Annotated in this window: 15 protein-coding genes; 7 read left to right on the forward strand and 8 right to left on the reverse strand. The window is 61.7% G+C overall.

The window, feature by feature from the left end; genetic code table 11:
* Window positions 1–67: 67 nt before the first annotated feature.
* Both H621_RS0105965 and H621_RS0105970 read right to left on the reverse strand, forming a co-directional pair.
* On the reverse strand, window positions 68–1,069 hold the full coding sequence (locus tag H621_RS0105965; protein ID WP_028942492.1) for a phosphate ABC transporter substrate-binding protein PstS: 1,002 nt from the start codon (window positions 1,067–1,069) through the stop codon (window positions 68–70).
* Window positions 1,070–1,231: 162 nt separating this feature from the next.
* Window positions 1,232–2,521 carry an MFS transporter gene (locus tag H621_RS0105970; RefSeq protein ID WP_028942493.1) on the reverse strand — a complete coding sequence of 430 codons (1,290 nt, stop codon included), beginning with the start codon at window positions 2,519–2,521 and terminating at the stop codon, window positions 1,232–1,234.
* A 372-nt stretch (window positions 2,522–2,893) separates the two neighbouring features.
* Here H621_RS0105970 and H621_RS0105975 point away from each other — a divergent pair, with 372 nt between their 5' ends.
* Together H621_RS0105975 and H621_RS0105980 are read left to right on the forward strand one after the other, a co-directional pair.
* A complete protein-coding gene (locus tag H621_RS0105975; RefSeq protein WP_009402429.1) occupies window positions 2,894–3,295 on the forward strand; it encodes an acyl-CoA thioesterase in 402 nt (133 codons plus the stop codon).
* A 72-nt stretch (window positions 3,296–3,367) separates the two neighbouring features.
* On the forward strand, window positions 3,368–4,264 hold the full coding sequence (locus H621_RS0105980) for a D-hexose-6-phosphate mutarotase (protein WP_028942494.1): 897 nt from the start codon (window positions 3,368–3,370) through the stop codon (window positions 4,262–4,264).
* Window positions 4,265–4,274: 10 nt separating this feature from the next.
* Here H621_RS0105980 and H621_RS0105985 read toward each other — a convergent pair whose 3' ends face one another.
* From H621_RS0105985 to H621_RS0106010, 6 genes are all read right to left on the reverse strand, one after another.
* Entirely contained in the window at window positions 4,275–6,032 is a 1,758-nt protein-coding gene (locus H621_RS0105985) for a S8/S53 family peptidase (protein WP_028942495.1), read from the reverse strand.
* An 86-nt stretch (window positions 6,033–6,118) separates the two neighbouring features.
* Window positions 6,119–6,652, reverse strand: coding sequence for a DUF3299 domain-containing protein (locus H621_RS0105990; protein WP_028942496.1), 534 nt, complete (start codon window positions 6,650–6,652; stop codon window positions 6,119–6,121).
* A gap of 44 nt (window positions 6,653–6,696) precedes the next feature.
* Window positions 6,697–6,942, reverse strand: coding sequence for a GlsB/YeaQ/YmgE family stress response membrane protein (locus H621_RS0105995; protein WP_028942497.1), 246 nt, complete (start codon window positions 6,940–6,942; stop codon window positions 6,697–6,699).
* Between the two features lie 93 nt (window positions 6,943–7,035).
* Window positions 7,036–8,118 carry a 5-(carboxyamino)imidazole ribonucleotide synthase gene (locus H621_RS0106000; protein ID WP_028942498.1) on the reverse strand — a complete coding sequence of 361 codons (1,083 nt, stop codon included), beginning with the start codon at window positions 8,116–8,118 and terminating at the stop codon, window positions 7,036–7,038.
* Between the two features lie 10 nt (window positions 8,119–8,128).
* Window positions 8,129–8,620, reverse strand: a complete 492-nt coding sequence (gene purE / locus H621_RS0106005) for a 5-(carboxyamino)imidazole ribonucleotide mutase (protein WP_028942499.1) — start codon at window positions 8,618–8,620, stop codon at window positions 8,129–8,131.
* A gap of 203 nt (window positions 8,621–8,823) precedes the next feature.
* Complete coding sequence (locus H621_RS0106010) at window positions 8,824–9,732, reverse strand: LysR substrate-binding domain-containing protein (RefSeq protein WP_028942500.1); 909 nt, start codon at window positions 9,730–9,732, stop codon at window positions 8,824–8,826.
* Window positions 9,733–9,910: 178 nt separating this feature from the next.
* Between H621_RS0106010 and aspA the strand changes: the two genes are divergently transcribed.
* From aspA to H621_RS0106035, 5 genes are all read left to right on the forward strand, one after another.
* Window positions 9,911–11,335, forward strand: a complete 1,425-nt coding sequence (gene aspA, locus H621_RS0106015; RefSeq protein ID WP_028942501.1) for an aspartate ammonia-lyase — start codon at window positions 9,911–9,913, stop codon at window positions 11,333–11,335.
* A 259-nt stretch (window positions 11,336–11,594) separates the two neighbouring features.
* Entirely contained in the window at window positions 11,595–12,575 is a 981-nt protein-coding gene (locus H621_RS0106020; RefSeq protein ID WP_028942502.1) for an asparaginase, read from the forward strand.
* A gap of 66 nt (window positions 12,576–12,641) precedes the next feature.
* Entirely contained in the window at window positions 12,642–13,634 is a 993-nt protein-coding gene (locus H621_RS0106025) for an AraC family transcriptional regulator (protein WP_028942503.1), read from the forward strand.
* Between the two features lie 128 nt (window positions 13,635–13,762).
* Window positions 13,763–14,809, forward strand: coding sequence for a histone deacetylase family protein (locus H621_RS0106030; RefSeq protein WP_028942504.1), 1,047 nt, complete (start codon window positions 13,763–13,765; stop codon window positions 14,807–14,809).
* The gene (locus tag H621_RS0106035) at window positions 14,806–15,906 is read left to right on the forward strand and encodes a polyamine ABC transporter substrate-binding protein (RefSeq protein ID WP_028942505.1); all 1,101 of its coding nucleotides are present in this window, start codon (window positions 14,806–14,808) and stop codon (window positions 15,904–15,906) included. Before H621_RS0106030 ends, H621_RS0106035 begins: the two co-directional genes overlap by 4 nt.
* Window positions 15,907–15,908 lie beyond the last annotated feature (2 nt).

The raw sequence follows: 15,908 nt of genomic DNA on the forward strand, positions 1-15,908 counted from the left end.
GGTCCTGGCAGCGGACTCGCAATTTGCGGTGGAGACTGGTCATTTCCAGGCCCCACCTGTCTCACACTCAGTTCTTCGCGACGCCTTTATTGGCGTGGCTCAGGCCCAGGTCGGCCAGGGCTTTTTCAGCGACTTTGGCCGGCAGTGGGATGTAGCCGTCCTTCACGACAACTTGCTGGCCAGCCTGGGACAGGACCAGCTTGACGAACTCGGCTTCCAGCGGGGCCAGAGGCTTGTTCGGCGCCTTGTTGACGTAGACATAGAGGAAGCGCGACAGCGGGTAGGTGCCGTTCAGGGCGTTGGCTTCGTTGTCTTCAACGAAGGCGCCACCCTCTTTCTTGGCCAATGGCACAGTCTTGACGCTGGCGGTCTTGTAGCCGATGCCCGAGTAGCCGATGCCGTTCAGCGAGCTGCTGATCGACTGTACGACCGAAGCCGAACCAGGTTGCTCGTTGACGTTGGGCTTGAAGTCGCCTTTGCACAGGGCTTCTTCTTTGAAGTAACCGTAGGTGCCGGATACCGAGTTGCGACCGAACAGCTGGACCGGCTTGTTGGCCAGGTCGCCCGTCACGCCCAGGTCAGCCCAGGTCTTGACGCCGGCCTTGGCACCACACAGGCGAGTGGAGGAGAAAATCGCATCGACCTGAGCCATGGTCAGGCCCTTGATCGGGTTGTCTTTGTGTACGAAAACGGCCAGGGCGTCGACGGCAACCGGAATGGCGGTTGGCTTGTAGCCGTACTTCTGCTCGAACGCCTGCAGCTCGACGTCCTTCATCTTGCGGCTCATCGGGCCGAGGTTGGCGGTGCCTTCGGTCAACGCGGGTGGCGCGGTGGAGGAGCCGGCAGCCTGAATCTGGATGTTTACGTTCGGGTATTCCTTCTTGTAGGCCTCAGCCCACAGAGTCATGAGGTTCGCCAGGGTATCGGAACCGACGCTGGAGAGGTTGCCCGACACACCGGTGGTCTTGGTGTAGGTCGGAATAGCAGGGTCAACAGCGGCAACCGCATTGGCGGTGGCAACGCCAGCGGCGACGAAAGTCAGGGCCGCCATCAAACGCTTCAGTTTCATGCCTTACTCCTAGCAGGAATTGGGGGTGAGATGGATCGGGCCCAAGTATCTGCAGGCCGTATGAACACTCTATGAACCGAATGTGACAATTAGATGAAAGGCCATCACCGAATGTCGGTGATGGCCTTTTCAAGATGTTGCGAGGTGGGAACGGGAAGGGATTCAGCGTTTCTTGGCCAACAGATAGAGGCCGACCAGCAGACCAATGGTGCAGATACCGGCCACGTAATAGGCTGGTCCCATCGGGCTGAACTTGAGCAGGTAGGTGACCACCATTGGGGTCAGGCCGCCGAAAATGGCGTAGGCCAGGTTGTAGGAAAAGGACAACCCGCTGAAACGCACGACGGCGGGGAAAGCATGAACCATTACATAAGGCACCGCGCCGACGATGCCGACAAACAGGCCGGTGAGGGCATAGAGCGGGAACAGCCATTCGGGGTGGTCGACCAGGCTGTGATAGAAGCCCCAGGAGCTGGCCAACAGTGCCAGGCTCCCGACCACGAACACGCGCCCTGCGCCGAAGCGATCGGCCAGCATCCCGGCCACGATGCAACCCAGGCTCAACAGCACGATGGCCAGGCTGTTGGCTTGCAGGGCCACGGTGGGTGCAATGCCATAAACCGTCTGCAGCACCGTCGGAGTCATCAGAATGACCACGATGATCCCGGCCGACAGCAGCCAGGTCAGCAGCATCGACAAGACAATGGCGCCACGGTGGTCGCGCAGCACCGCCCGCAATGGCACTTCCTCGGCCAAGGCCTTGCGTGCCTGCAGTTCGGCGAACACCGGGGTTTCATGCAACCAGCGACGCAGATACACCGCGAACAGCCCGAACACGCCACCCAGCAGGAACGGGATCCGCCAGGCATAGTCGGCCAGCTCTTCTGGTGTATAGATGCTGTTGATCGCAGTGGCGACCAGCGAGCCGAGCAGAATTCCGGACGTCAGCCCTGCCGTCAGGGTGCCGCAGGCGTACCCGATATTGCGCGAGGGTACGTGCTCGGACACGAATACCCAGGCGCCCGGCACTTCACCACCGATGGCCGCGCCCTGGATCACCCTCATCAGCAACAGCAGGATCGGCGCCCACATGCCGATCTGCGCGTAGGTCGGCAGCAAGCCCATGATCAGCGTCGGCACGGCCATCATGAAGATGCTCAAGGTGAACATCTTCTTGCGCCCCAGCAAGTCGCCAAAGTGCGCCATGACGATGCCGCCCAGTGGACGCGCCAAGTAGCCGGCGGCGAAAATCCCAAACGTTTGCATCAGGCGCAGCCATTCGGGCATATCCGCAGGGAAGAACAGCTTCCCGACGACCGTGGCGAAGAACACGAAAATGATGAAGTCGTAGAACTCCAGCGCTCCGCCCAGGGCGGAAAGCGACAGGGTCTTGTAGTCACTGCGGGTGAGCGGCCTCGAAGGCTGCGCGATACTGCCGGGCACGGAGGTCATAGGTATCTCTTATTGGTATCGCTGATTGGTACTGCAGGCCGCTTGCCGCGCGGGTTTGGGGCCTGGTGGGCCCCGAACGATAGCAAATTGCAAGAAAAAGCACAGTGCGCACAAATTCAATACAAGTATTCATAAATGCATGGTCGTCGCTGCGCTTTCTGCTCTATATACTGGCCGCTTGTATCAAAAGGTTGCGTCTACTGGAGGATGTTGTGCGAAAACGCCGCTAGGTATGCTTAGTCGGTTTCGCAGAGTTTCCCTTCGCCGCCTGGCAAAGCGAAAGCAGCGTAGTATGGTTGTGCTGAATCGTTTTTCGAGGCGTCTGCATTAGCGCCAACCAACGAAGCGTCACGGGTCAGAGGCACCCCCGGCATGATTGAACTCGAACAAGAAGATCCCATCCCGCAAGGCGACCTGGCCTTGCAGATCACAGCATTACCGCGTGAAACCAATGGTTTCGGCGATATATTCGGCGGCTGGCTGGTTGCCCAGATGGACCTGGCCGGCACCGCAATGGCCAGTCGCGTCGCCGGGGGCCGGGTGGCTACGGTCGCAATCGACCGCATGGCCTTTCTGGTACCCGTGGCCGTTGGCGCACAGTTGTCCTTCTATACCCAGACCCTGGAAATCGGCCGCAGCTCGATCCAGATGATGGTCGAAGTGTGGAGCGACGACCCGCTGTCCAGCGAATGGCGCAAAGTCACCGAGGCTGTGTTTGTCTTCGTAGCCATCGACGGCAGTGGGCGCACCCGTTCGGTTCCTCCTCGTCGCTGAGTCGGCTGCGCGGTAAACTCGAGGGTATGCAAGCGGTCCAAGACCGTACGGCAAACCCAAGAGATCAAGCGCATGTCCACACCCAAGGTCGAATCCGAACAACACGGCGAGCTCAATTGCTGGCGCATCACCACTGACAGCGCCGAACTGCTGGTCGCCCAGCAGGGCGCCCAGGTGTTGAGCTACCAGCGGCTCGGCGAACCCCCTTTGTTGTGGTTGAGCGAACAGGCCATTTTCAAGCAGGGCAAATCCGTGCGCGCCGGGGTTCCGGTGTGCTGGCCCTGGTTCGGCAATCTGAGCCGCAATCCGCAGGCCGTACAGGCCATGTACCACGGCAGCGAAGCGCCCGCCCATGGATTGGTGCGCGGTCGCGACTGGCAATTGCAAGGCATCACTGATATCGGCAATGCGGTGCGGGTCGACTTCACTCTGCCCGACACCCTGGGGGATCTCCCCGGCTGGCCACACACGGTCGAGCTCACGCTGAGCATCGTCATGGGGGAGCAGTTGACCGTCACCCTCACCAGCTACAACCTCGACAACATCCCCGTCACCATCAGCCAGGCACTGCACAGCTACTTCGCCGTCAGCGATGTGCGCAAGGTTCAGGTGGAAGGCGTAGAAGGCCTGGGCTATATCGAGACCCTGGAAAACTGGCAGCAACGCACACAACAAGGCGCGTTGGGCTTTGCGAGCGAGACCGACCGCATTTACCTGCAGGCGCCGGAACAGCTCAGCATCGTCGACCCGGATTGGAACCGACGTATTCGCCTGACCAGCAGCGGATCACGTTCAGCGGTTATCTGGAACCCGTGGACCGACCGCGCAGCAGAGCTGGCGGACATGGCTGACGATGGCTGGCAGCGCATGTTGTGTATCGAGACGGCCAATGTGTGGGATGACCTGGTTACCCTCCAACCCGGGGCAAGCCATTCCCTGAGCCTGGCCATCGACAGCGAAACGCTCTAGGGCAGGAGCGTCAACGTACCCGCACAAGGCTTTGCACCGCCGGTTCCAAAGCCTTTTGCATATCCAGCCGCGCCGATCGCCCAAGATCCTCATCGTTCATCTTGCCATCGCGCTCCGATGGCAGGATCGGTGCAGTGAGGTCTTCACCATCCGTCGCTTCAAAATCCTGCTGCTGACCCAAAGGCATCGCGCTTCGCCGCAACAGCATGCGTAATTGCTCCGGGGTCAGGCCGGGATTGATCGACAGCATCGCCGCCACCGTAGCCGTTACCAGGGGTGTAGCGTACGAGGTGCCACACTGTACGGTCCCGACATCTCCGGCAATGGCGGGCGATGCGCGAACACAGGCTGCGGCACTGATATCCACGCGCATATCGATATTCGAGCTGCCGCGCTTGACTACGTAATCCGGGGCGCGCAGTACCTGCGCTGATCGATTGCGCTGATGACCACCCACCACCAGCAATTGCTCGGTCACGAACGAAGAAGGCAAGCGATACTCGTCGGTTCCGGATCGCGAGGCGCCATTGCCCGCCGAGTTGATAACGATCACGTCAGGATGCTTGGCCCGCAACCAGAGAAAAAACTCTTCCAGGAGTTCTTCATAGCCACTCATGGCCAGCCCCGACCGCAACAGCGAATCGACTTCATCCCCTTCGATGTTGCGTGCCCCGACCCGGTGAACTCCCCAGCTCCAGTTCAATACACGCACACCGTCTTCTACCAGGTTGACCGAGGCGGCAATGTTGGCGGTGATTCCAGCATCGGAGTTTCGTTCGACAATCACTTCAAAACCCGGGCTCGCCGGGCCAAGCCCCTGAAGAAAGCCGCTATTACCCTGCGCTTGCCAGTCTGCTGCAAGTATGCCGGCCACAGTGGAACCGTGGCTGTCGGCCTTGTGTGCATCCCGGGCAAACAGGCAAAGGCGCCCTGGACTTGCCCGGCAGTCACCTCGATACGCGGCGAAATCCACCGCATCGAAATCCAGGTTGCGCTCGATGACACCTACCCGAACAGGCTGCACCTTGATCTGTTGCCGTTTGGCTGGAATCCGGCGCTGGTAGTAATACACCGCATCCAAATATCGATTGGCGGCCCATTCATCTTGCCAACTGGATGACGCTTCACCCGTACCCGATGATTCTTTACCCCGCTCCGGAGCTGACTCTTCGATGATCACCGCATCGACACTGGCTTCGCTTCCCATGCGCAATACCATGGCATCACGCTGAATGAGGTCGTCCACCGGCAGGCGCAACTGGTAGACATTGAGCGGCGCGATCGCGCCGACCACCTGAGCATCGTATTTACGGGCAATTCTCCTGGCTTGTTCGAGCCCGTCGTGGCGCTCCTCGATCAACAGGCTGACAAGATCGACATACGTGGTAAGGCCGTCCATGTTCTTGGCCACTTCACCAGGCCCGGCAGCGAGTACATGACTGCTGCCCGTTGAAAGCCATACCGCATTGCTTTGCAGGCCCTGAGCCTCCAGCCACAGCGGTGCACTGCGATACTGGCCGGGGTCCAACTGCAGGGTCAGCGTCCGCCCTTGGCGCTTGAAAGCATGGTGGGGGAGCGGTTGGCCGCCTAGCCAGAGGACCGGAGGCTGACTGTCCAGCCCCTCAACCTGAAGACACCATTGCTGTGGCACCTGTGCCAGCAGGTCCCCACAGCGCTGCAACTCGGTAATTCGCGGGGCCGGCCCTTCGGCAAGGGTCAGCGACGGCATCAGGCCTAACCAGGCCAGCAATAAAATACTGCCTTTCATGTTGGCGGTGCGCTCGGTGGCAATCACTTGAACATCCGACTGCCACCACCCACCAACGTTCAGCGCTAGCGCAGGGGCGCTGAAAACTAGAGGTCGCCCTCTTCCACCGCCTTTACCTTCCCCGCATCCAGTGCGTAGGCCGCATCGGCAAGATCATTGCTGACTTTCTCGATTTTCAGCGTGCCGCTTACCCACAGCGGTGTGTAGATATCGTCCAGCTTCACGCCACGGGGATATCGCACCAGCACCAACTGGTTGGGCGGCGGTGGCGGTACGTGAATGCAAGCGCCCGGATAAGGCACCAGGAAGAACAAGGTGCTGTTGCCCTTGGCGTCGCTTTCCAGCGGCACCGGATACCCGCCCAGACGAATCTGCTTGCCGTTCATCGCTGGCACAGTCTTGGTCGAATACATCACCGCCGGCAGGCCTTTGCTCTGCTTCATGCCACCCTTCTCGGTGAAGGTGCCCATGGCTTCGGGAGAGCTGTGGTCGATCTCGGGCATCAGCTCCAGGGCTTTCTGGTCCGACTTGGGCATCAGCTCCAGCCAGTCGGTTTCCGGCAGCTCGGCATGGGCAAGGCTGCTGATCAGCAGCAGTGAAACCAGTAAGACACGGCGCATAAAAATGCTCGGCAACGAAAAGTGCCGAGCATTCTAGCCTGCCGTCAGTTCTTTTTGACCATGCCGTAGATCACCAGAAGCACGACCGCGCCCACCAGCGCGCCCAGGAAGCCTGCGCCTTCGCCTGCCTGGTAGATACCCAGCGCCTGGCCGCCGTAAGTCGCGGCAAGCGAACCGGCAATGCCGAGGAGAATGGTCATGATCCAGCCCATGCTGTCGTCGCCAGGCTTGATGAAGCGTGCCAGCAGACCGACGATCAGGCCGATGAAGATGGTTCCGATGATACCCATGGCAATCCCTCTGAGTGAAATGGCGCACGCCAAAGCCTAGTCAGGGCTTTGGCATCCCGCCATCAGAGGGACTGTGAAGAAGGAAGGTTCCCTTCAGCCCTGGATCAGGGCCTCGACCTGCTTGATCTTCTCTTCCAGCGTGGCCATGTCGTCGCAACGCAGGGTGGCGTGACCGACCTTGCGGCCGACCTTGAAGGCCTTGCCGTAGTGATGCAGATGGCACTCGTCGATGGACACGACCTTGTCTACCGCTGGCACTTCACCGATGAAGTTGAGCATGGCGCTTTCGCCGACCTTGGCGGTCGAGCCCAGCGGCAAGCCGGCAACGGCACGCAGGTGGTTTTCAAACTGGCTGCACTCGGCGCCTTCGATGGTCCAGTGGCCGGAATTGTGCACCCGCGGGGCGATTTCGTTGGCCTTCAGGCCACCGTCGACTTCAAAGAATTCGAATGCCAGCACGCCCACGTAGTCCAGCTGCTTGAGCACGCGGCCCGCGTAGTCTTCGGCCAGGCCCTGGAGCAGGTGGTCTTCACTGGCCACCGACAGGCGCAGGATGCCGTTCTCGTGAGTGTTGTGCACCAGCGGGTAGAAACGGGTCTCGCCATCACGGGCGCGCACGGCGATCAGCGACACTTCGCCGGTGAACGGTACGAAGCCTTCAAGCAGGCACGGCACGCTGCCCAGTTCGGCGAATGTGCCGACTACATCCTCGGCAGATCGCAGCACTTTCTGGCCTTTTCCGTCATAACCCAAGGTGCGGGTCTTGAGCACGGCGGGCAGGCCGATGCTGGCCACGGCGGCGTCCAGGTCGGCTTGCGACTGGATGTCTGCAAACGCCGGGGTCGGAATGCCCAGGTCCTTGAACATGCTCTTTTCGAACCAGCGATCACGCGCAATGCGCAAGGATTCGGCGCTCGGGTAGACCGGCACGAACTGGGACAGGAAGGCGACGGTTTCAGCCGGCACGCTTTCGAATTCGAAGGTGACCAGGTCAACTTCGTCGGCCAGTTGGCGCAGGTGGTCCTGATCGCCGTAATCGGCACGCAGGTGCTCGCCCAATGGCGCGGCGCAGGCATCTGGCGCCGGGTCCAGGAAGGCGAAGTTCATACCCAGCGGCGTTCCTGCCAGGGCCAACATGCGACCCAGCTGGCCGCCACCGATTACACCGATTTTCATGGGTTTGACCTCAAGCCTGGCGCGGATCTGGATTGTCCAGAACGTTGTCTGTCTGCTCAGCGCGGAACTGCTTCAACACGCTGTGGAACTGCGGGTGCTTGGCGCCCAGGATGCTCGCCGAGAGCAGTGCGGCGTTGATTGCGCCGGCTTTGCCGATGGCCAGGGTGGCAACCGGAATACCGGCCGGCATCTGCACGATCGACAGCAGAGAGTCGACACCGGAGAGCATCGACGACTGGACCGGCACGCCGAGTACCGGCAGGTGGGTCTTGGCGGCGCACATGCCTGGCAGGTGGGCAGCGCCACCGGCACCGGCGATGATGACCTCGATGCCACGGCCTTCGGCCTCTTCGGCATACTGGAACAGCAGGTCCGGGGTACGGTGGGCGGAGACCACCTTGACCTCGTAGGGAATGCCGAGTTTTTCCAGCATATCGGCGGTGTGGCTAAGGGTGGACCAATCGGACTTGGAGCCCATGATCACGCCAACCAGTGCACTCATCGTCGAGCCTCTTCTCTTGGGCGCCCGCAGGCGCGTCAAAAAACAACAAGCCACGCGGGGACGACCGGCGTGGCTTGTTATGCGAATTAGGGCCGGGAAAAACCGACCGAAGGCCGCGCAGTATATCGTAACCCGGTGCATTTAAGGCACCCCGGCGACCAACTGTCGGCCCTTATTTTTCGGGGCTTTGGCTGACTTTCAGGTCAACCTGCCGTCGACGGCCCGCCCTCCAGCTTGCGCCAGAGCAAACGCACATTGGCCTTGCGCACCAGCGCGCAACGGTACAGGCGGATTTCCAGCGGTACGTGCCACTGCGGGCCACCACAGATCACCAACTCGCCGCGCTCAAGCTCGGCGCGCGCCGAAAGCCGCGGCACCCAGGCTATCCCCAGGCCTTCCAGGGCCATGCTCTTGAGGCTGTCGGCCATGGCCGTCTCATACACCGTGGTAAAGCGCAGGGCGCGCTGACGCAACAGCAGGTTGACCGAACGACCGAGGAAAGCCCCCGCGCTGTAGGCCAGCAGCGGTACGCTGCCCTCGCCTTCCAGGTCGAACAGCGGCTTGCCATCGGCATCGGCCGCGCACACTGGCAACATTTCGGTATGCCCCATGTGCAGCGAGGGGAAAATTTCCGAGTCCATCTGCAGGGCCGCATCCGGATCGTAGAACGCCAGCATCAGGTCGCACCCGCCTTCGCGCAGGGCATGCACTGCATCGCCGACGTTAGTGGCCACCAACCGGGTGGCGATGTTCAGGCCATCGTTGCGCAACTGGGCAATCCAGCGCGGGAAAAACCCCAGCGCCAGGGAGTGCGCCGCCGCTACCTGAATGACCTCGCCCTGCCCGCCTTCCAGGTGATGCAAGTGGCGCAACACCTCGCCCAGTTGATCGACCACGGTTCGCGCCGTCACCAGGAACAATTGTCCGGCGGCCGTCAGTTCAATCGGCGTACGCGAGCGGTTGACCAACGTCAGCCCCAGCGCAGCCTCAAGGCTGCGGATGCGGCGACTGAAGGCCGGCTGGGTTACGAATCGGCGTTCGGCGGCCTGGGAAAAACTGCGTGTCGCCGCCAGGGCGCTGAAGTCTTCCAGCCATTTGCTTTCGAGGTTCATCTGTCTCTCCAGGCGCGCACCAAAATGGCACACGCTCGAATGTCGGTTGGCGTCACACTAACCATTATGCCGTTTGCGCATAGGTTAGCGCGCAACAGCATTGGCCGCAAAATCGCCGCAGGCCTAGGATTGGCGCCATTCCGGCATGTGCCGGGCCAAATTCGAGATGATATTTATCATGTCCGCTGCTGCATCGTTCCGCGTCGAAAAAGACCTGCTTGGCACCCTTGAAGTCCCAGCTGATGCCTACTACGGCATCCAGACCCTGCGCGCTGCCAACAACTTCCACCTCTCCGGTGTTCCGCTGTCGCACTATCCGAAACTGGTCGTGGCCCTGGCCATGGTCAAGCAGGCTGCTGCCGACGCCAACCGTGAGCTGGGTCACCTGAGCGATGCCAAGCACGCTGCCATCAGCGAGGCTTGCGCTCGTCTGATCCGCGGCGACTACCACGAGCAGTTCGTGGTCGACATGATTCAAGGCGGTGCTGGTACTTCTACCAACATGAACGCCAACGAAGTAATCGCCAACATCGCGCTGGAGGCCATGGGCCACCAGAAAGGCGAGTACCAGTACCTGCACCCGAACAATGACGTGAACATGGCGCAGTCGACCAACGACGCCTACCCGACCGCGATCCGTCTGGGTCTGCTGCTGGGCCACGACGCCCTGCTGGCCAGCCTCGACAGCCTGATCCAGGCCTTCGCCGCCAAGGGCCAGGAATTCGACCACGTACTGAAGATGGGCCGTACCCAGCTGCAGGACGCCGTGCCGATGACCCTGGGCCAGGAATTTCGCGCCTTCGCCACCACCATGACCGAAGACCTCAACCGTCTGCGTTCCCTGGCGCCTGAGCTGCTGACTGAAATCAACCTGGGTGGTACCGCCATCGGTACCGGCATCAACGCCGACCCGGGCTACCAGATGCTGGCCGTTCAACGCCTGGCCACCATCAGCGGCCAACCGCTGGTACCGGCAGCCGACCTGATTGAAGCCACCTCCGACATGGGCGCCTTCGTCCTGTTCTCCGGCATGCTCAAGCGTACCGCGGTCAAGCTGTCGAAGATCTGCAACGACCTGCGCCTGCTGTCCAGCGGCCCACGTACCGGCATCAACGAAATCAACCTGCCAGCGCGTCAGCCAGGCAGCTCGATCATGCCAGGCAAGGTCAACCCGGTTATCCCGGAAGCCGTCAACCAGGTTGCCTTCGCCATCATGGGCAACGACCTGGCCCTGACTGTCGCGGCCGAAGGCGGCCAGCTGCAACTGAACGTGATGGAGCCGCTGATCGCCTACAAGATCTTCGACTCGATCCGCCTGCTGCAACGCGCCATGGACATGCTGCGCGAGCACTGCATCGTCGGCATCACCGCCAACGAACAGCGCTGCCGTGAACTGGTCGAACACTCGATCGGCCTGGTCACCGCTCTGAACCCGTACATCGGCTACGAAAACGCCACCCGTATCGCCCGTATCGCGCTGGAAAGCGGCCGCGGCGTACTGGAGCTGGTGCGTGAAGAAGGCCTGCTGGACGAAGCGATGCTCAACGACATCCTGCGTCCGGAAAACATGATTGCTCCGCGTCTGGTCCCGCTCAAAGGCTGATCGACGCTGTAACACCGCTCACCAGGTCGAGGGACTAGACACCTCTCACCTTTTGAGGGCCCAGGGATCATTCCCCGGGCCCTTTTTTTATGCCTGGATGGCGCAGCCCTTGAAGCCGCTGGCGACAGCCTGCGATCGACCGCGCAGCGGTCCTGCTCCCCAGCAGGACATCTGCCCCCAGCCAGCCCGCGCCTACCCGCTTTTCGACTGATGGCGTACTGTGGTCGGCCAACCCCTGGCCACCCAAGGAGACAGCCCCATGACCACCGCACATCCCGCACGCAACATCATGGTGCTGTACACCGGCGGCACCATTGGCATGCAGACCAGTGCCAACGGCCTGGCCCCGGCCTCGGGTTTCGAGCAGCGGATGCGCGAACGCCTGGCCGGCGTGGCCGATATCCCGGACTGGCAATTTCGCGAACTGCTGCCGCTGATCGACAGCGCCAACATGACCCCACAGTACTGGCAGCGCCTGCGCGAAGCGGTCATCGACGCCGTCGATAATCAGGGCAGCGATGGGGTGTTGATTCTGCATGGCACCGATACGCTGGCCTACAGCGCTGCCGCCATGACGTATCAACTGCTGGGCTTGCGAGCTCCCGTGCTGTTTACCGGGTCGATGTTGCCGGCCGGTGTTGCCGACAGCGATGCCTGGGACAACCTGACGGGCGCATTGCACGCCCTGGGCCACGGCCAGGCCCCCGGCGTGCAGCTGTACTTTCACGGTGAACTGCTCGACCCCCTGCGCACGGCCAAGGTACGCAGCTACGGACGCCACCCCTTTGTCACCCTCAAGCGCAATGCCGGCGCAACAAAGGCGTCGCAGCTGCTTGCCGCACTCGACTATCGGCATCCCAGGCAGCCGGTCACGGTGGCCGTACTGCCACTGGTGCCAGGCTTTGGCGCCCCACTGCTGCAAGCGGCACTCGACAGCGGTGCGCAAGGATTGATCCTGGAGTGCTTCGGCAGCGGTACAGGGCCAGCCGACAATCCGGCGTTTCTCGCCGCCCTTGGCCAGGCACAGGCCAACGGAGTGGTGGTGGTGGCGATCACCCAATGCCACGAAGGGGGTGTCGAGCTGGATGTCTATGAGGCGGGCAGTCGGCTGCGCCAGGTCGGCGTGGTGTCCGGTGGCGGCATGACCCGCGAGGCGGCCTTTGGCAAGTTGCAGTGGCTGCTGGGCTCAGGCGTGCCGGCGAACGAGGTGCGGCGGCTGGTCGAGCTGGAACTGCCTTGATGCAATAACCCTGGCAAGGCACACATATTGCTCGGTAACCTGCAGACCTCCCGCAGGAAGCCGAGCATGCTCCACTCACACCTCACCACCCTCAATGCCGTATCCCTGGTTCTGCAGGCCTTTGAGGGCGATGACACAAACGCCCAGGCGCTGCTCGAAGGCAGTGGTATCAGCCTGGCCGACCTGGGGCGCGCCGATTCGCGCATCACCACCCGCCAGGAGTTGCAGGTGTGCGCCAACGCCGTGGCCCGGCGCCGTGAAGTGGGTCTGGAACTGGGGCGGCGCATGCATGTGTCCTGCTACGGCATGCTGGGTTACGCCCTGCTCTCCAGTGCCACCTTAGGTGACGCTTTGCAGCTGGCCATGCAGTACCCGGCGCTACTGGGAACACTTTTCCAGTTGCGCCTGGTCGACGACGGCCGGCGTATCTGGTTCAGCGCCAGCGAATATGGGGAAGACCCGCATCTGGCTGCCTTCAATGCCGAGTTTTGCCTGACCTCACTGAAAGTCATCTGCGACGATCTGCTCGGGCAGTCATTGCCACTGCTGGCGGCACGCTTCACCCATGCCGCGCCCGACTACCAGCCGCTGTACAGCCATACCTTCGACTGCCCGCTGCAATTTGAAGCCGACGACAACGCCTTCGCCTTCGAGCGGCGCTGGCTGAATACACCCCTGCCCCTGGCAGATCAGGTCACCCACCGGGCCATGAGCGAACGTTGCCGCCGGCAGAACCTGGAGTTCACCGGACGCCAGGCCTGGCTGGGGCGAATCCGCCAGTTGCTGCTTGACCAACTCGATGCCGCTCCCGGCCTGGAAGGCCTGGCACGTCAAATGAACTGCTCTTCACGCACGTTGCGCCGACATCTGCAGGAAATGGGCAGCAGCTACCAGCAATTGCTCGACGAATTACGTTTTGAGCGGGCCAAGCAACTACTCGCCGACGACCAGTTACCCATCTACCGCATTGCCGAAGTGCTGGGCTTCAGTGAAACCGCCAGTTTCCGCCATGCCTTCCTGCGCTGGAGCGGTGTGGCCCCCAGCCATTTCCGTACCTGAGCGGCCTGGGGGCCGATCCGGACACATAGTTTGGCCATATCGGTCCCCTTTTGGCCGTTTATGCCGTTCTACCCCGGGGCGCTGCCATCAACAATGGACGGCACGCCAGTGAACCCGGAGAACAATAAATGCTGACGATCTATTCTGATGACCACCGCCTGCACCACGGCCGCTGCGAGCTGATCGACGGGCAATTGATGCCCTGCTTTGAAATGCCTTCACGCGCCGATCATGTGCTGGAGCGGGTCAAGTACTGCGAGCTGGGGCCAGTGCAAGGCCCTTCAGACTATGGCCGCGCGCCGCTGCTGCGGGTACACGGCGCCGATTACCTGAATTTCTTCGAGGGCGCCTGGCAGCGCTGGGTCCAGCTGGGCCACGAGGGTGACCTGCTGCCCTTCACCTGGCCGGCGCGCACGCTGCGCAACATCAAGCCCAGCGGCCTGCATGGCGAGTTGGGCTACTACAGTTTCGACGCCGGTGCGCCGATTACCGCTGGCACCTGGAAGGCCGCCTACAGTGCTGCCCAAGTCGCACTGACCGCCCAGGCCGCCATCCAGGCCGGCGCCCATAGTGCATTTGCCTTGTGCCGGCCACCTGGACACCATGCCGCCAGCGATGTGATGGGCGGCTACTGCTACCTGAACAACGCCGCCATCGCCGCTCAGGCCTTTCTCGACCAGGGCCGGCAGAAAGTGGCGATCCTCGACGTGGACTACCATCACGGCAACGGCACCCAGGAAATCTTCTACCAGCGCAACGACGTGTTCTTCGCCTCGATTCATGGCGATCCACAAGCCGAGTTTCCGTTCTTCCTCGGCTATGCCGATGAAGAAGGCGAAGGTGAGGGCCAAGGCTTCAACATCAATTACCCGCTGCCGGCCGGCAGCGACTGGCCGACCTGGAGCAATGCCCTGGACCAGGCCTGTGAACGTATCGCTGCCTATGGGCCGGATGTGCTGGTGGTTTCCCTGGGGGTCGACACCTTCAAGGACGATCCGATTTCCCAGTTCAAGCTGGACAGTCCCGACTACCTGCAGATGGGCGAACGCATTGCCCACCTCGGCAAGCCGACCCTGTTCGTCATGGAAGGCGGTTATGCGGTCGAGGAAATCGGCATCAACGCAGTGAACGTACTGGAAGGTTTCGAACGCGCCCAACAGGAAGCTCAACGATGACCCGACTCAAGCGCCTGATTGCCCCCTTGCTCTGCAGCACCCTGCTTGCCGGTAGCCTCCAGGCTGCCGAGCAGCGCACCCTGCGGGTCTACAACTGGTTCGACTACATCACCCCGCAAACCCTGGTGGACTTCCAGAAAGACAGCCAGGTCAAGTTGATCTACGACATCTTCGACACCAACGAGGCGCTCGAAGCCAAGTTGCTGACTGGCAACTCCGGGTATGACGTGGTCGTACCCTCCAACGTGTTCCTGGCCAAGCAGATCGAAGCCGGGGTGTTCCAGCCGCTGGACCGCAGCAAGCTGCCGAACTGGCAGCACCTGGACCCCAAGCTGATGAAGCTGATCGAGGCCAACGATCCCGGCAACAAATTTGCCGTGCCGTACATGTATGGCACCGTGCTGATCGGCTTCAACCCGGCCAAGGTCAAGGCCGCGCTGGGTGACAACGCCCCGGTGGACAGCTGGGACCTGATCTTCAAGGAAGAGAACCTCGCCAAGCTCAAGCAGTGCGGCGTCGCCCTGCTCGATTCGCCCTCGGAAATCCTGCCCCTGGCCCTTCAATACCTGGGCCTGCCGCCCAACAGCGACAAGCCGGCTGACTACAAGAAAGCCGAGGCGCTGATGATGAAAATCCGTCCGCACATCACCTACTTCCACTCTTCCAAGTACATGGCCGACATCGCCAACGGCGACATCTGCGTGGCCGTGGGCTACTCGGGCAGCTTCTCCCAGGCAGCCAACCGCGCCATCGAAGCGAAAAACGGCGTGGTGGTGGACATGCGCCTGCCCAAGGAAGGCGCACCGATCTGGTTCGATATGCTGGCGATCCCCAAAGGCGCGGCCAACCCAGAGGACGCGTACACCTTCATCAACTACCTGCTGCAGCCCAAGGTCATTGCCCCCATCAGCGACTTTGTCGGGTATCCGAACCCGAACAAGGACGCCACCGAACGGGTCGCCCCGGCGATTCGCAACAACCCCAACCTGTACCCGACCGAGGAAGCCATGGCCAAGCTGTATACCTTGCAGCCGCTTGCCCGCGACGCCGAACGCGCGCGCACTCGGGCCTGGACCAAGATCAAGGCCGGCACCTGACC

Origin of the sequence: Pseudomonas vranovensis DSM 16006, assembly GCF_000425805.1 — a bacterium.
GTDB lineage: Bacteria > Pseudomonadota > Gammaproteobacteria > Pseudomonadales > Pseudomonadaceae > Aquipseudomonas > Aquipseudomonas vranovensis.

What these genes read in the sequence shown, in the direction of transcription:
- purE (WP_028942499.1), bottom strand. Translation starts at nt 8,620, where the DNA reads ATGAGTGCACTGGTTGGCGTGATCATGGGCTCCAAGTCCGATTGGTCC.
- H621_RS0106000 (WP_028942498.1), bottom strand. Translation starts at nt 8,118, where the DNA reads ATGAAAATCGGTGTAATCGGTGGCGGCCAGCTGGGTCGCATGTTGGCC.
- H621_RS0105995 (WP_028942497.1), bottom strand. Translation starts at nt 6,942, where the DNA reads ATGGGTATCATCGGAACCATCTTCATCGGCCTGATCGTCGGTCTGCTG.
- aspA (WP_028942501.1), top strand. Translation starts at nt 9,911, where the DNA reads ATGTCCGCTGCTGCATCGTTCCGCGTCGAAAAAGACCTGCTTGGCACC.
- H621_RS0105990 (WP_028942496.1), bottom strand. Translation starts at nt 6,652, where the DNA reads ATGCGCCGTGTCTTACTGGTTTCACTGCTGCTGATCAGCAGCCTTGCC.
- H621_RS0105965 (WP_028942492.1), bottom strand. Translation starts at nt 1,069, where the DNA reads ATGAAACTGAAGCGTTTGATGGCGGCCCTGACTTTCGTCGCCGCTGGC.
- H621_RS0106020 (WP_028942502.1), top strand. Translation starts at nt 11,595, where the DNA reads ATGACCACCGCACATCCCGCACGCAACATCATGGTGCTGTACACCGGC.
- H621_RS0106010 (WP_028942500.1), bottom strand. Translation starts at nt 9,732, where the DNA reads ATGAACCTCGAAAGCAAATGGCTGGAAGACTTCAGCGCCCTGGCGGCG.
- H621_RS0106035 (WP_028942505.1), top strand. Translation starts at nt 14,806, where the DNA reads ATGACCCGACTCAAGCGCCTGATTGCCCCCTTGCTCTGCAGCACCCTG.
- H621_RS0105970 (WP_028942493.1), bottom strand. Translation starts at nt 2,521, where the DNA reads ATGACCTCCGTGCCCGGCAGTATCGCGCAGCCTTCGAGGCCGCTCACC.
- H621_RS0106030 (WP_028942504.1), top strand. Translation starts at nt 13,763, where the DNA reads ATGCTGACGATCTATTCTGATGACCACCGCCTGCACCACGGCCGCTGC.
- H621_RS0106025 (WP_028942503.1), top strand. Translation starts at nt 12,642, where the DNA reads ATGCTCCACTCACACCTCACCACCCTCAATGCCGTATCCCTGGTTCTG.
- H621_RS0105975 (WP_009402429.1), top strand. Translation starts at nt 2,894, where the DNA reads ATGATTGAACTCGAACAAGAAGATCCCATCCCGCAAGGCGACCTGGCC.
- H621_RS0105980 (WP_028942494.1), top strand. Translation starts at nt 3,368, where the DNA reads ATGTCCACACCCAAGGTCGAATCCGAACAACACGGCGAGCTCAATTGC.
- H621_RS0105985 (WP_028942495.1), bottom strand. Translation starts at nt 6,032, where the DNA reads ATGAAAGGCAGTATTTTATTGCTGGCCTGGTTAGGCCTGATGCCGTCG.